Below are 13,323 nucleotides of genomic sequence, written 5' to 3'. Positions count from 1 at the left end.
ACCAAAGTTAGGCAAGTTGATGAAGCAATCACAGGTGACATTCAAGACAGCAGGAAGTCCGCCTCCCCCGCCTTCGCTCCTTCGATGAAGGCCGTCATCTCGTCAGTGGTGTAGATCAGCGCCGGCCCGTCGGGATCGGTCGACTGGCGTACGGCGATCCGGCCGTCGGCCAGCTTCATCGCCTCCAGGCAGTTGCCTCCGTTACCGCCGCTCCACGGCTTGTGCCAGCCTTCGCTGCCCAAGTCCCGCGCGGGCATGCCGTTGTAGACGCGAAGGCGCGGCTTGATGCGATCCATTCACAGCTCCTTGCGGAGATCCCGGAGGATCTCCTTCGTGCGATGTGCTGTAGCGGCCTGCGCCGCCATGCGGTCCATGACCTCGAGGTGGGTCGCCACCTCTTCACGCGCGTCGAGATAGACGGCGCCGGTCAGGTACTCGCTGTAGACCATGTCCGGGAGTTCGGGCACGGCAAATCGGAAGAGCACGAAGGGCCCGTACGTGCCGGGGTGCGGCCCGCCGGCGAACGGGGCGACCTGCAGCGTCACGTTGGGCAGCTTCATGAGCTCGAGCAGCTTGTCGATCTGAGCACGCATCACCTCCGGGCCCGCCACGGGGCGACGCAGGGCGGTCTCGTCCATCACCGCCCAGAATCGGGGCGCGTCAGGACGGGTGAGCAGATCCTGGCGTTGCATGCGCAGCGCGACATGGCGCTCTATGTCCTCGGGCCGGGTCTGGCCGATGGCCCCCGACTTCAGGACTCCGAGGGCGTATTCCTCGGTCTGGAGCAGACCGGGGACGAAATGCGGTTCGTAGCTGCGGATCAGGGCGGCCGCGCCCTCCAGGCTGACGTACATGGAGAACCAGCCGGGCAGGATGTCATGGAAGCGCTGCCACCAGCCGGGCTTGTTGGCCTCCTCCGCCAGCTGCACAAAGGCGTCGGCCTCTTCCTCGGAGACGCCGTAGGACTTCAACAGCAGCTGGAGATACGGGATTTTGAGCCCGACCTCGGCCATCTCCATGCGGCGCACGGTGGCGGGGGCGACGCGGAGGATACGGGCGGCCTCCTCGCGCTTGAGGCCGGCGCGTTCGCGCAGGTCGAGCAGGCGCCGACCGAGGACGACCTGACCGACCGTCGGCGCGGACCGCGGCTCGCTCACCCTCCACCTCCACAAAAGATTCCTGACAGCCCGGCGGCGCCATTCGAAGACCTATTCGAAAATCTGGGTCAACCTTCGAGGTCTCAACTGGCGCCGCTCAACATGCTGTTGCGAGCAGTGTGCCACGGCATTCCACCGCGTCACACAGCACTCTGCATTTTTCAGAGTGGCACTTGCCAAGTGTTCACGGCGGGGCGATAGTGGCAAGCGTGATTCCGTCCGCGCCCTTAGGAACAGACGCCGCCGCAGGCCCCTTCGGCCTCGGTGCGGCCCCGGTAGGAGGCCCTGGTGGGGCCGCAGCCGAGCGCCGGTTCCACTTCGAGCTGGCCGCACATCCGGGCTCGCCCGCCCAGGCGAGACGCCTGACGCGCTCCCGGCTGACCGGCTGGTCGGTGGGCGAGGACACCTGCGACTCGGCGGCGCTGGTCGTCTCCGAGCTGGTGACCAACGCGATACTGCACACCGCGAGCACCCACATCGTGTGCGAGTTGCACGACGGCGCCGATCTCGTGCGCATAGCCGTGCGCGACGAGGGCTGTGCTCCGGGTGAGCCCCACCCGGCCGCCGCGCGGTCCGAGGAGGAGCACGGGAGGGGATTGTTCCTCGTCGACGCGCTGTGCCGGGCCTGGGGCGCGCAGGAACACGGTCCCGGCCTGCTGGTCTGGGCGGAGCTGCCGCGCGAGGCCGCCGAGGCCGTCCCGAGCCCGCGGGGCGACCTGGGCTGGGGTGCCCGCCCCAAGCCGGGCCCGTCCGGCGGCTCGACCGGCGGCACGGGCACGGCGGACGAACACGACAGGGACGCGTACGGCGGGTACGGGGCCGGCGCACCAGGCGCGGGATCCGGCGCGCCTGGCGCGTACGGTCACGTGCCCTTCGGACGCGACACACACGCGCCCGACACGCACGCACGCGACACATACACGCGCGACAAGCACGACGGACACGGTCAGCACGACGCCCACCAAGCGCCGCGGCACCACGGCCACACGGCACGCCCCCACGACAGTCACGGGGCGGGGGCCGAATGGCTGTAGGCGCTGGTCACAGCGGCGGCCGGGTACTGACCCTGGACACGGTGGTCCGCCTTCGCCGCGGACTGCACACCCCCGCGGCACCCCGGCGGCTCCCCGTCCCCGAGGGCATGACCGCCCCCCTGGGCTGTGACGCGGTGGCGGTGCCGGCCCGCCTCGGCCCGCTGGTGCTGCCCCGGCTGCCCCGCGTGGGCTGCGTCTACGCCGACGACGCGCACTGGTGGTGGATCGTTCCGTCCGACTCCGACTACGCCCTGGAGTGGCCGGCCCCCGTGCGCTATGCCACCGGCGCCCTGATCCCGGACGCACCGCAGGCCCCGGGCCTCATTCACCGGCCGGACGGCGAAGTGCCGTACACCCCGCCGATCCCGCTGTATCTGGCCCTGTGCCGGGTGACGGGCACGACCCCCGTCTGGTCGCGGTCGGTGAGCGCGTAAGCACAGGGCGTACGCCCGCGTGCTTCGATCTCTCCCGTCTGCGCTCTCCCCGAGGGGCATATGTCCCGCGATAGTGGCCGTCGTCCACGATCGGGGGAGGTCCACGGTGGTCGGCAGGAAACACGACGCGGGGAAATCCGAGGTCTCCGAATCCGAGCAGTTGCTCTTCGGCGGCCCGTTGCGCTACGACATGGGCTGGAACCAGCACCGTGACGCATTCCTGGAGCTGAACTTCCGGGCCATGGTGGCGCGGCTGCCCGGCATGCTGGCCTCCAGTTTCCGGCTGGCCTGGCAGGCCGACCGGCGGGCGGCGCGGACCGTGCTGGCCGCCGAGGTCGCCCGGGGTATGGCGCAGGCGGTGAGTCTGCTCGCGGTCAACAGCGTGCTGGGCCGGCTGCTGGCGGGCGGCGCCATCGAGGACCGGCTGCGCGGAGCGGCCCCCGCGCTGATCACGGTGGCCGCCGTGATGTTCGTATCGGCGCTGCTGCGGGCGGCCTCGACGTACGCCACCGGACGGCTCGAGCCGAAGGTGGAGCGCGTGGCCACCGAGCGGTATCTGGAGCGGGCGGCGGCCGTGGAGCTGGCCGCGATCGAGGACCATACGTTCCACAAGCTGCTGGACACCGCGCAGTACGGCGCTCAGTCGGCCCGGCGCATGATCTCGTACAGCACCCGCGTGGTGAACGCGATGATCTCGCTGATCGCGGCGGCCGGTGTGCTGACCGTCCTGCATCCGGCGCTGCTCCCGCTCCTGGCGACGATGACGCTGCCGAGCGCGTGGAGCGCCCTGACGAACGCGCGGCGGCGCTACGAGTCCTTCCACACCTGGGTGCAGCACGCCCGCGCCGGGCACCTGATCAGCAGTCTGCTCACCGAACCCGCGGCGGCGCCGGAGATCCGGCTGCACGGCGTCGGCCCGTTCCTGCTGCGTCACTTCCGGGCGATGTCGGAGACGGCGGAGGCGGAACAGGCCCGGCTGGCGCGGCTGGCGGCCCGTACGGGGCTGTTCGCGGCGGCGTGGACAGGCATCGCGACGGTGGCGACGTATGCCACGCTCGGCGGGCTGCTGCTCGCCGGGGCGATGGCCCTGTCCGTCGCGGGCACGGCCGTGATCGCGATCCGCACCGGCTCCTCCAGCCTCGACACCCTCGTCCTGGAGGTCAACGCGCTCCACGAGGAGGCGCTGTTCGTGGGCGATCTGCAACGCCTGTACGTCGAGGCGGCCGAACGGGCGATCCCGGTCGGCGGCGACGCGCTCCCGGAGGCGCCCCGCGAGATCCACTTCGAGAACGTGTCGTTCAGCTACCCGGGTGAGTCCACGCGCCCGGCCCTGGACGACGTCACGCTGACCATCCCGCTCGGCCGCATCGTGGCGCTCGTCGGCGAGAACGGCTCCGGCAAGACGACCCTGGTGAAGCTGCTCTCGGGCCTGTACACGCCGGACCGGGGCCGGATCCTGTGGGACGGCGTCGACGCGGCGGGCGCGGACCGGCATCAACTCGCCGAGCGCATCGCGATGGTGGCGCAGGACTTCAAGCGCTGGCCGTTCACGGCCCGCGTGAATGTGGCCGTCGGCCGCTCCTCCGCGCCCCTCACCGAGGAACGTCTGGCCGCATCGGTGGCCGAGGCGGGCGCCGAGGACGTGGTCGCCGATCTGCCGCGGGGTCTGGACACCCTGTTGGCCCGGCACTTCAGCGGCGGACACGAGCTGTCCGGCGGCCAGTGGCAGCGGCTCGGCATCGCGCGGGCGGCCTACCGGCGCGGCAGCATCCTGATCGTCGACGAGCCGACGGCGGCGCTGGACGCGCGGGCCGAGCTGGAGGTCTTCGAGAAGATCCGCGCCCTGGCCTCCACCGGCCAGACAGTCATCCTCATCACCCACCGACTGGCATCCGTCCGCCACGCGGACCTGGTGCACGTCCTCGACCAGGGCCGTCTGGTGGAGTCCGGCACCCCGGACGAACTGCTCGCCACCGGCGGCGTCTACGCGGAGCTGTACTCGCTCCAGGCGGACCAGTTCACGACACCGGTACCGAAGGCGAGCTAGGCAGCGCCCCCGAAGGGGCGCGGGGCTGTGTCGATATGCGGCTCCGCCGCGGGGCGCGACCAGCCACGACGAGCCCGCAGACGACAGACGGCACATCGCGGCTCGTCCGGCGGAGCCATCACGCCGCGATGTCCGTGACGGCGTCACCGCCCCGGAGGATCACCAGGAACGAGTCCGTGGCGAGGTCCATCACGACTTCCGCGGGCAGGCCCTTCAGACGCTGCGCCTGCGCGAACTCCTCCGCCGGCCAGGAACCTCGCGGCCCGCCTGCGGGAAAGCTCTCGAGCACCGTTCGCCCGTTCACCCTGCACCTCCATGTAGCGCTGACTCATAGAGTTAAACGCCAAAGTCGGGGTGAACGCCTCGCGAAGTGACGGTACTGAGACGTAGTTGACACTCGTCCACCACAGGCTGTGAGGACTCTCTCAGCATTTCGGACAAACAATCACTCTGCGCGTCAGTCTTCGTACTCATCGTGATACCGAATGCGCTCACTGCCCGCAGGCGCACCGAGAGCCGACGCGCGCCCCTTGGGCTCCTCCCACTCCTCCTGCCGCCCCAGTGCGGTCAGATCCAGCAGGCTGGTGGTCGATCCGAGTCCGTCGAGCCCGCGTTCGTACGTCGAGTAAGTGTGGAAGACGCGATCACGGTCCCGCAGGAAGCAACTGACGCCGGGCCGCTCGGACAGCTCCCCCTCGTGCTCCAACGTCACCTCGAAGTCGTGGTTGAAGTCGCCGCCGTACGACGAGTACCAGGGCAGCGTCCAGCCCATCCGCGCCTTGAACGGCAGGATCTTCGTGTACGGCGCCCGGGACACCGCCGCGAACGTCGTCCCGCGCGCGTGCAGATGCGCGAGATGCCCTATCTGGTCAAGGAACGCGGAGCAGCTGCGGCAGCCCGCGTCCCATTCCGGCGCGAACATGAAGTGGTAGACGACGAGTTGTTGCCGCCCCTCGAAGAGGTCCAGCAGCGTGGCCTTGCCGTCGCCGCCCTCGAACACGTACTCCGCGTCGACCTCGACCATCGGCAGCCCGCGCCGCTCGGCGTTCAGCACATCCCTCGCGCGCGTGGCCGCCTTCTCCTTGAGCAGCAGTTCGGCACGTGCCGCACGCCATGCGTCACGCGTCACGATCTCCGGAAGCGACATGACCCCTCCAGTGCAACGATCCGTTCTGGGTTGGTGACCGGAGGCGACGGCGGAACTCATCGCTGCTTGAGGAATTTTCTTACGTGTCGTATTCCTGGATCCGCTTGCCGTGGCTCCGGTCCAGCAGTCCGGGCAGCCGCTCCCCCAGCTCCCCCACCACCGCGGCCACATCCAGCGTCAACAGCTCACGGTCACGCATCAGGACCCGGCCGTCGACGATCGTCGTACGGACGTCGGCGGACCGCGCGCTGTGCACCAGCGTCGCGGCGAGATCGTGCACGGGCTGGGTGTGCGGGCCGGTGAGGTCGACGAGGATGATGTCCGCGCGGCGGCCCGGTGCGATGCTGCCCAGCTCGGCCCCCAGCCCGACGGCCCGTGCGCTCTGCAGCGTCGCGTGGTGCAGGGCTTGACGGGACGTCAGCCAGCGCGGATCGCCCTGGGTCGACTTCTGGATGAGGGCGGTGAGCGCCATCGACTCCCATACGTCGAGGGAGTTGTTGGAGGCGGCGCCGTCCGTGGCAAGTCCGACGGGGACGCCGATGTCGTACAGCGCGCGCACGGGTGTGGTGTCGGGCCAGGCGAACTTGAGATAGCCGCGCGGGGCGGAGGCGACGGCGATGCGTCCGCCGGCGCGCTCCAGGACGGGCAGGTCGCGGTCGAGGATGCCGGTGCCGTGGGCGATGAGGAGGTCGGTGTCGAGGAGCCCGGTGGCGGCGAGGACGTCGATGGGGGTACGGCCGTGGCGGGCGAGGCTGGTGTCGGCCTGGTCGCGGTTCTCGGCGGCGTGGATGTGGACGGGGAGGCCGTGCTCGCGGGCGAGTGCGGCGGTGGCGGCGAGGTCGGCGTCGTCGACGGTGTAGGGGGCGTGCGGGGCGAGGGTGGTGGTGATACGGCCGCTCGAGCCTCCCCGGTGCCGCAGCGCGAACTCCAGGGACTTCTCCCGCCCTTGAGGACCCTGGGAGGAGAAGAAGGCCTCGCCGAGATGCGCCCGCATCCCGCATTCGTCGACCACGGCGGCGACCGCGTCCATGGCGAAGTAGTGATCGGCGAAGCAGGTGACACCGCCGCGGATCATCTCGGCGCAGGCGAGCCGCGCCCCCAACTCCACGTCCTTTTCGGTGAGGTTGGACTCGATGGGCCAAACGACGTCGTTGAACCACTCCTCGGTCGGCAGGTCCTCGGCGACACCGCGCAGCGCGACCATCGGGGCGTGTGTGTGGCAGTTGACGAGCCCGGGCATGGCGACCTGTCCGCGGGCGTCGATCCGTTCCCGCGCCGCCAGCCCTCCGGCGTCGGCAGCGCTGGTGACCGCCTCGACGAGACCGTCCCGTACGACGATGGCGGCGTCTTCCTCGAACCCGATCCGCTCGTGATCGTCGTGCACGAGGACGGCGCATCCGGTGATGATGAGATCAGCTTCCACGGGAGAAGGCGTCATTGGGCCAACGTACGACGGTGTCGTGCGGTGACGTGAGCCGAACCGCGCATCCCGTCGCGGCCCTGTCGTGGGCGGGCCCGTGCGGTCACCCTGGCCTCACCACAGCCCGCACCGATGGCTTCTGGAAAGGAGCCCGGCATGCTGATCGGCACCTGGAACCTGGAGAACCTCTTTCTGCCCGGCGGCCCGTCCGGCCCGAAGGACAAGGCCGCGTACGAGACGAAGCTGGCCGCCCTCGCGAACGTGATCAAGGAGCTCGACCCGGCGCTGCTCGGTGTGCAGGAGGTCGGGGAGGACACGGCGTTGCAAGACCTGATCGCGATGGTGGGCGGCACCTGGCACACCGCGCTCTCCCAGCACGGCGACAGCCGCGGCATACGGGTCGGCTTCCTCAGCCGGACGCCGATCGAGGTGCTGGCCGACACGACGGCGTTCCCGCCGAAGCTGCGCCCGGTGCAGGTGGCCGACGACGGCACAGTGGTGTCGGCGGCGGGCCGGGGTTTCCTGGCGGTGGAGACGACGACGGAAGCGGGGCCGTTGCGGGTGGCGGTCTGCCATCTGAAGTCGAAGCTGCTGACCTTCCCCGGAGGCCGCTTCCACGCGCGCGACGAGGGCGAGCGGGCGCGGTTCGGGGCGTATGCGCTGTACCGGCGGGCGGCCGAGGCGACGGCGCTGCGGGCGCTCGCGGACGAGTTGCTGGCGGGCGACGGCCGCGAGCGGGACGTGGTCGTACTGGGCGACCTGAACGACGAGGTGCAGGCGGCCACCACACAGATCCTGCTCGGCCCGCCCGGCTCCGAGATCGGCACGCCCGGCTTCAAGATGGGCGACAACGGAGACGCGGCCCGCCTGTGGGACGTCGCCCCACTCATACCGGCCGAACGGCGCTTCTCGCGCATCAACTCCGGGCGGCTCGAGCTGATCGACCACGTGCTGGTCAGCCACCGTCTGGTCCGGCGGGTGTCGGAGGCGGGGACGGGGCTGCCGGGTGCGGACACGCCCCGGTTGCCGTCCGTGGGGCCGGACCCTGCGGCTCGACGCGGGAAGCCGGGGTCGGACCATGCGCCGGTGTGGGTGCGGGTCGGGGACTGAGGCGTGGATTCTCTCAGAGGACGGTGCCACTCACGGCTTCGTTCGAGCGGGGACCCCCATCGGCGGCGGAGCCGCACATTGACACAGCCCCGCGCCCCTTCGGAGCCTGCCGAACCGCAGCGGACTTCACCGGGCCCGCTCAGACGGCGAGGGGCAGCTCGGGCGTGGGTATGCCTACCCGCTCCCGGTGCGCGGCGAGTTCGTCGAGGAGGGCGGCGAGGCGCTCGGTGTGCCGCGCGGTGAGCCGGCCGGAGTCGTCGAGGTGCACGGCGCACGCCGTGGTGGTGTCGACGATCCGTTCGAGTACGAGGACGATCTCGTCGGCGCCTTCCGAGTGCCGGGCGAGGGCGGGGAGTTCGGCGGCGGCGAGGGCGATGGCGGTACGGGCTTCGGCAAGCGTGCGGTAGGCCTCGCGGCGGAGGGTCCAGCGGAGGGGGCGGGAGTCCGAGCCGTTCAGGACGTGTGTCAGATAGGCGTGCGCCGCATCCTCCGCCGCCACCAGCCGGGCCCGCACTCCTCCACCGCGCTGCCCCGGCATCGGCAGGTGCCCCACGACCAGCACGATGGCACAGGCCAGCAGCGTCTCGCCGATGCGGCTCCAGGAGGCCGGGGGCTCACCGCCGACCATCACCAGGGCGAGGACGAGAACGGTGACGACGGCGGTCTGGGCAGCGAAGTGCCGCGTGGCGACGGGAATGAGGGCACCGCTGAGAGCCACGAGCGCGATGAGCCCTCCTGGCTGAGGCAGCACCGCGGCGAATCCGGCGAAGACGACAGCTCCGAGGACCGTCCCCGCGGCCCGGCACAGAACGCGTGAGACGAGCGGCCCGAGGTCGGGCTTGACGAGGAAGACGGCGGTCGCGGGCAGCCAGTACCAGTGCTCGTGCTGCCCGTACCACTGGGCGTGATGCAGCGCTTGGGCGATGGCGGCGCTGGCCCCGAAGCACAGGGCGACGCGCAACCCGTACTCCCGCCCGCCGGCCCCGAAGACGCTGTGGAGGAGCGCCCGCGGGGACCGCCGACGGGTGTGCAGGTCGCGGCCCTCGCCCTGGTCGAACACCTCGGCAGCGTGCAGGAGGGCGTCATCGAGGGCACGCAGCGCGGGCGCGGACCGGTTGGGCGCGGGCAACGGCCCGGTGTGCGTGTTCCCGCGCACGGCGGCAGCGAGCCGACGGGGACCTTCGGAGGCACGCGCCGACACACTCTCCCCGCCCCAGGCCAACGCGGTCGCCGCCTCCGCGAGGGGCAGCGCCGCGGCGTACTGCGCCCGCAGCCGCCGCTCGGCCGCGGAACTGGCGTACCGGCGCAGCCGTGGCCCGGCGAGAGCGTCCTGCGCATGATCGAGGGCGGCGGTGAGGGAGACGCGACGGGCGGTCGCCGCGGAGGACCCGACGGCATCGAGAAGTCCGGCGACGGCGTCGTACACAGCGGCGACGGCCTTCCGCTCCCCGTCGAACCGATAGTCCCCGACGATCGCACCGGGCGTGGGAAGGAGCAGCCGCAGCGCGAGCAGCCATCCCGCTCCGGCGACGAAGGCAAGGGCCCGCAGCCACCCCGGCTCGGGCAACGGCATCCCGGCCCCGATGGCGGCCGCGACCAGCAGCTGCGTACCGGCGGAGGAGGCGACGGGGCCGACGGCACTGATGCCTCCGGCGACGAGCCCGAGGCCGGTGAGGATCAAGGTCAGCACGAAGACGCCCGTGCCGTGACCGGCGTACGTCCCGACGAGCATCCCGCCCGCCCCCGCGACCGCTGGCACCCCGAGCCGCCTGACAGACGCCCGCCGGCTCCCCGGCCGGTCATTGATCCCGGCGAGCATGGCGGCGACGGCGGCGACGACACCGAGTGAGGCACGGTCGAACAGGACGGCCAGGAGCAGAAGCGGACCGGCGGACAGCGCCCCACGCGTCACCGCCATCCAGGGCACCGGCCCGCGCTGAGCACGGAGAGCATGGGCGAGCCAGGGCGGGAGGACGAACGACGCGAACGCGGGGCGTGACACGGGGCTCCTGTCGGGACGAGGGCGCGGGCTTTGCCTTCGGGCGACGGTGGCCGGGCTTTGGGGTGTGTGGCTCCCACGGTAGATCGGGTTCCTGGAGGGGATGGAACGGTCGTATTTCGGGAGTGTGACGGTTGGCAGGAAGAGCGCGATCTTTATGAACGCAATCAACCGTCCAAGGGTTCCCGGTCAGGAGTGGACGGGTGATCCCCCCTCAGCGGTGAGACACGCGCCCGCAAGAGCGATTCCGCCGCTGCTACGGCTCGCCCCATCGCATCGGGGGTCACTCCGATGGAGGCGATGATGTCGTCGACCCCCCGCAGGTCCGCCCGCTCCAACAGTCGCTTCTCGTTCGTCACCCACTCCCCTCGGGCCGCGAGCACGGCGTGCCCCGCCTGAACAGCCGCGACCGCGATGGCACCCGCGACCTCCGTACGACGACCCGCGGGCGCATGGTTGGTTCCGGCGTAGGCGAGGGTCGCCTGGGCGGTGCCGTACCAGCGGTCGTTCGCCGCACGGCGCAGCTTCTCCGGATAGGTCGCCGGTCGGGGCAGTTCACCCCTCAGCACCCAGTTGACCGCCAACTCCGCCACCACCAAGTAGCTCGGAATCCCCGCAAGATGGAACAGCAACGGCTCCACCCGGAACCGCCCCTCCTGCGCCTCCGCCAACTCCCGCTCCACGACGTCGAGATCGCGATAGTGCACATCGACGCGCCGCCCGTCGATCGTCAGCCACGCGCCGCCGTTGAACACCCCGCCACCCCAGCCGCCCACCTCTGAGACTTCGCCCTCCCAGCCGACGGCGCGGAGGTCGGCGGGGTCGAAGGGGCCGCGGTAGTAGACGGCCAGGTCCCAGTCACTCTCCGACGTGTGCGTGCCCTGGGCGCGGGAGCCGCCGAGGGCGACCGCCTGGACGGTGGGGAGGGCGGCGAGGCGGTCGGCCGTGCTTTCGAGGAAGTCGGGGTCGGTTAGGGACGGCATGAGCGCAGCGTACGGAGCCGTGTTCCGCGACTCCACGCAATTACGCGGGGGGCCTCAACCCGTCGCCGCCACTCCGAAATCCGCCCCGGAGATTCCTCCGAGCCGCTCCGCGATGCGCAGCAACGGCTCCCGCAGCCGCGCCAGTTCGTCCCGCATGGCCGCCGCCTCCGGCCAGGACGCCTCATGGTCGAGCGGTGCGACGCCGGCCGGGCATCGCGCCTCGTAGGCGGCGAGCCGGGGGTGCCAGGTGCCGGTGAAGGGACGGATGGCGTCGTTGATCAAGGAGTACGCCAGGCTCTGCACCGTCGGCGTGCCGCCCTCCGTGCCGCGCTCCAGCCCGATGCTGTACGTGTGCAGCGTCGCGCGCGTGAAGTCGATCAGGGACTTCAGGGAGGTCAGGGCCTCGCGCAGACTGCCGGTGCCCGGTGCCAGTTCCTGCACGCCGATGCGGGTGACCAACTCGACCTGGATGTCGAAGGCGGCCATCCGTTCCGACTCACTGGGTGCTGCCATGGGGGCCTCCCTTCGGCTTCCGGGGAGGCCCAGCGTAACCGGGTCGCGGCGGGCGCACAGGGTGCGCAGGGCGGCGTGCCGGAGGACCTCGGTACGGGCGGGGGCCGGGTCGTGATGGTGCCAGGCGTGCAGGGTGACCGGGTGAAGCTGCCAGCGGCCGTCGGGAGCGGGGGTGACGAGGCTTCGTACGTGGAGTTCGGCGACGCCGTTCCGGGCACGCCGGTGGGCCACCGCACGCGGCACTCGGTCGGCGGCGGCCAGGACGCGCTCCGCGTCCTCGACGGTCAGCGGCAGCGGGTGCAGAGCCGCCGCGCACCGCAGGACATCGGACGCGTCTCTCGTGCTCACATCCCGGACGAGGGACGCCGTGACGTCGTCGCCGGCCAGCATGTCGAGAAGGGAGCCGTCCCGGGCGTGCAGACGGTCGTAGAGGGTGCGCGGGTCGTGACCCGCCCGGACCGCGCGGCCCAGGAGGGCGAGTGCGAGTGGATGCCCCTCCACCGCCTGAGCGAGCACGTCGTCGCCGATCAGCACGCGCGCGTGCCGCTCGTCGAGCGGTCCGAGGTCGACAAGGGTGCCGAGTCCGTCGTACGCCCGACCGCGCAGCGTGAAGAGCGTGTGGCCGAGCGGGTGCGGTGCGGCCATCGCCGCGACCTCGCGCTGGGTGAGCCGGCCGACGGGGACGGCGTCGACGATCCAGAGGAACGGTTCGCCCATGTCACCGAGGTTCGGGCCGAGTTCGCGCAGCGAGTCCTCGTACGACTCCCCGTTCAGCCAGAAGACCCCGCCCGGGTACGCCGCTTCGAACCCTACGGCGTACTCCAGCGCCAGCAGCGACTTCCCGATGCCCGCCATGCCGCGGATCTGGACGGCGTGCGCGGCGGTGCGGCGGCCGGTGACCAGGGGTGCGGTGTGGGCGTGCAGCGCGGAATGCACCTGCCACAGCTCGGACAGGCGCCCCAGGAACTCAGCGCGCGGCTGGGGCACGCCGGACACCCATCGCCGTACCCCGTGCCGAGCGGGCGCCATCGGACCGTCGAGCCTGGAGACGTGCGCGCGTACGTCGGCCACGACCGCGTCGATGTCGTCGGCCGAGGCGTGTCGCGCGTCGCGGAGTTCGACGGGGTGGATGTGGCCGGTTCCCGGTTCGGGGTTGACTACCATGACGCGGCGTCGCGGGTCACCCTCGCCAAGTCCGGCGAGATACGCGGTGGTCAGCTCCCACTGGCAGGCCTCGCGTTCGGGGTAACCGGTGGAGTAGTACGCCAGCAGGGCCTTGGCACGGGCCAGTTCGCGCCAGATGGTGTCACTGATGCCGGTGAAGGAGGCGACTCCCGTCTCGTCCGTGAACACCTCAAGACCACCGTCGCGCAGCGCACGTGCGAGCGGACGCACCCACTCCAAGTCACCGCGGCTGTAGCTGAGGAAGACGTCCCACACGGCGACTTACCCTACTGTGGGTACCCGGGAGGGCGATCA

The 13,323-nt window shown here is 71.2% G+C and carries 11 protein-coding genes and 1 pseudogene; 4 read left to right on the top strand and 8 right to left on the bottom strand.

What is annotated here, in order from left to right:
* Nucleotides 1-41: 41 nt before the first annotated feature.
* Complete coding sequence (locus tag OG828_RS36765; protein WP_210575902.1) at nt 42-296, bottom strand: DUF397 domain-containing protein; 255 nt, start codon at nt 294-296, stop codon at nt 42-44.
* Nucleotides 297-1,157 carry a helix-turn-helix domain-containing protein gene (locus OG828_RS36760; RefSeq protein WP_328366593.1) on the bottom strand — a complete coding sequence of 287 codons (861 nt, stop codon included), beginning with the start codon at nt 1,155-1,157 and terminating at the stop codon, nt 297-299.
* 173 nt (nt 1,158-1,330) lie between these two features.
* Between OG828_RS36760 and OG828_RS36755 the strand changes: the two are divergent.
* The 3 genes and pseudogenes from OG828_RS36755 to OG828_RS36745 all read left to right on the top strand — a co-directional run.
* Nucleotides 1,331-1,960 (top strand): annotated as a pseudogene (locus OG828_RS36755) (ATP-binding protein); the annotation flags it as partial.
* 221 nt (nt 1,961-2,181) lie between these two features.
* Complete coding sequence (locus OG828_RS36750; protein ID WP_328503597.1) at nt 2,182-2,625, top strand: hypothetical protein; 444 nt, start codon at nt 2,182-2,184, stop codon at nt 2,623-2,625.
* 190 nt (nt 2,626-2,815) lie between these two features.
* Nucleotides 2,816-4,672 carry an ABC transporter ATP-binding protein gene (locus tag OG828_RS36745; protein ID WP_328372492.1) on the top strand — a complete coding sequence of 619 codons (1,857 nt, stop codon included), beginning with the start codon at nt 2,816-2,818 and terminating at the stop codon, nt 4,670-4,672.
* 118 nt (nt 4,673-4,790) lie between these two features.
* On the opposite strand, the gene OG828_RS36740 is transcribed toward OG828_RS36745, so the two are convergent.
* The 3 genes from OG828_RS36740 to OG828_RS36730 form a co-directional block, all read right to left on the bottom strand.
* On the bottom strand, nt 4,791-4,976 hold the full coding sequence (locus OG828_RS36740) for a hypothetical protein (RefSeq protein ID WP_210575910.1): 186 nt from the start codon (nt 4,974-4,976) through the stop codon (nt 4,791-4,793).
* Between the two features lie 153 nt (nt 4,977-5,129).
* Nucleotides 5,130-5,819 carry a DUF899 domain-containing protein gene (locus tag OG828_RS36735; protein ID WP_328503596.1) on the bottom strand — a complete coding sequence of 230 codons (690 nt, stop codon included), beginning with the start codon at nt 5,817-5,819 and terminating at the stop codon, nt 5,130-5,132.
* Nucleotides 5,820-5,898: 79 nt separating this feature from the next.
* A complete protein-coding gene (locus OG828_RS36730) occupies nt 5,899-7,257 on the bottom strand; it encodes an amidohydrolase (protein ID WP_328503595.1) in 1,359 nt (452 codons plus the stop codon).
* A 138-nt stretch (nt 7,258-7,395) separates the two neighbouring features.
* On the opposite strand from OG828_RS36730, the gene OG828_RS36725 reads away from it, so the two are divergent.
* Nucleotides 7,396-8,349 carry an endonuclease/exonuclease/phosphatase family protein gene (locus tag OG828_RS36725; protein ID WP_328503594.1) on the top strand — a complete coding sequence of 318 codons (954 nt, stop codon included), beginning with the start codon at nt 7,396-7,398 and terminating at the stop codon, nt 8,347-8,349.
* A 139-nt stretch (nt 8,350-8,488) separates the two neighbouring features.
* Here OG828_RS36725 and OG828_RS36720 read toward each other — a convergent pair whose 3' ends face one another.
* The 3 genes from OG828_RS36720 to OG828_RS36710 all read right to left on the bottom strand — a co-directional run bounded on the left by OG828_RS36720 (nt 8,489) and on the right by OG828_RS36710 (nt 13,284).
* Complete coding sequence (locus OG828_RS36720; protein ID WP_328503593.1) at nt 8,489-10,351, bottom strand: FUSC family protein; 1,863 nt, start codon at nt 10,349-10,351, stop codon at nt 8,489-8,491.
* 164 nt (nt 10,352-10,515) lie between these two features.
* Nucleotides 10,516-11,331: a nucleotidyltransferase domain-containing protein gene (locus OG828_RS36715; protein ID WP_328503592.1), complete on the bottom strand. Its 816-nt coding sequence runs from the start codon at nt 11,329-11,331 to the stop codon at nt 10,516-10,518.
* Nucleotides 11,332-11,385: 54 nt separating this feature from the next.
* The gene (locus OG828_RS36710) at nt 11,386-13,284 is read right to left on the bottom strand and encodes a tetratricopeptide repeat protein (RefSeq protein ID WP_328503591.1); all 1,899 of its coding nucleotides are present in this window, start codon (nt 13,282-13,284) and stop codon (nt 11,386-11,388) included.
* Nucleotides 13,285-13,323: the final 39 nt, after the last annotated feature.

It is taken from the genome of Streptomyces sp. NBC_00457, assembly GCF_036014015.1.
In the GTDB taxonomy this organism is placed as follows: domain Bacteria; phylum Actinomycetota; class Actinomycetes; order Streptomycetales; family Streptomycetaceae; genus Streptomyces.
The sequence above is the reverse complement of the archived record's forward strand: the minus strand, read 5'-3'. Positions and strand labels throughout refer to the sequence as shown.

Coding starts and splice junctions, on each gene's coding strand:
- OG828_RS36735 (WP_328503596.1), bottom strand. CDS start 5,819: ATGTCGCTTCCGGAGATCGTGACGCGTGACGCATGGCGTGCGGCACGT.
- OG828_RS36730 (WP_328503595.1), bottom strand. CDS start 7,257: ATGACGCCTTCTCCCGTGGAAGCTGATCTCATCATCACCGGATGCGCC.
- OG828_RS36765 (WP_210575902.1), bottom strand. CDS start 296: ATGGATCGCATCAAGCCGCGCCTTCGCGTCTACAACGGCATGCCCGCG.
- OG828_RS36750 (WP_328503597.1), top strand. CDS start 2,182: ATGGCTGTAGGCGCTGGTCACAGCGGCGGCCGGGTACTGACCCTGGAC.
- OG828_RS36745 (WP_328372492.1), top strand. CDS start 2,816: ATGGGCTGGAACCAGCACCGTGACGCATTCCTGGAGCTGAACTTCCGG.
- OG828_RS36715 (WP_328503592.1), bottom strand. CDS start 11,331: ATGCCGTCCCTAACCGACCCCGACTTCCTCGAAAGCACGGCCGACCGC.
- OG828_RS36725 (WP_328503594.1), top strand. CDS start 7,396: ATGCTGATCGGCACCTGGAACCTGGAGAACCTCTTTCTGCCCGGCGGC.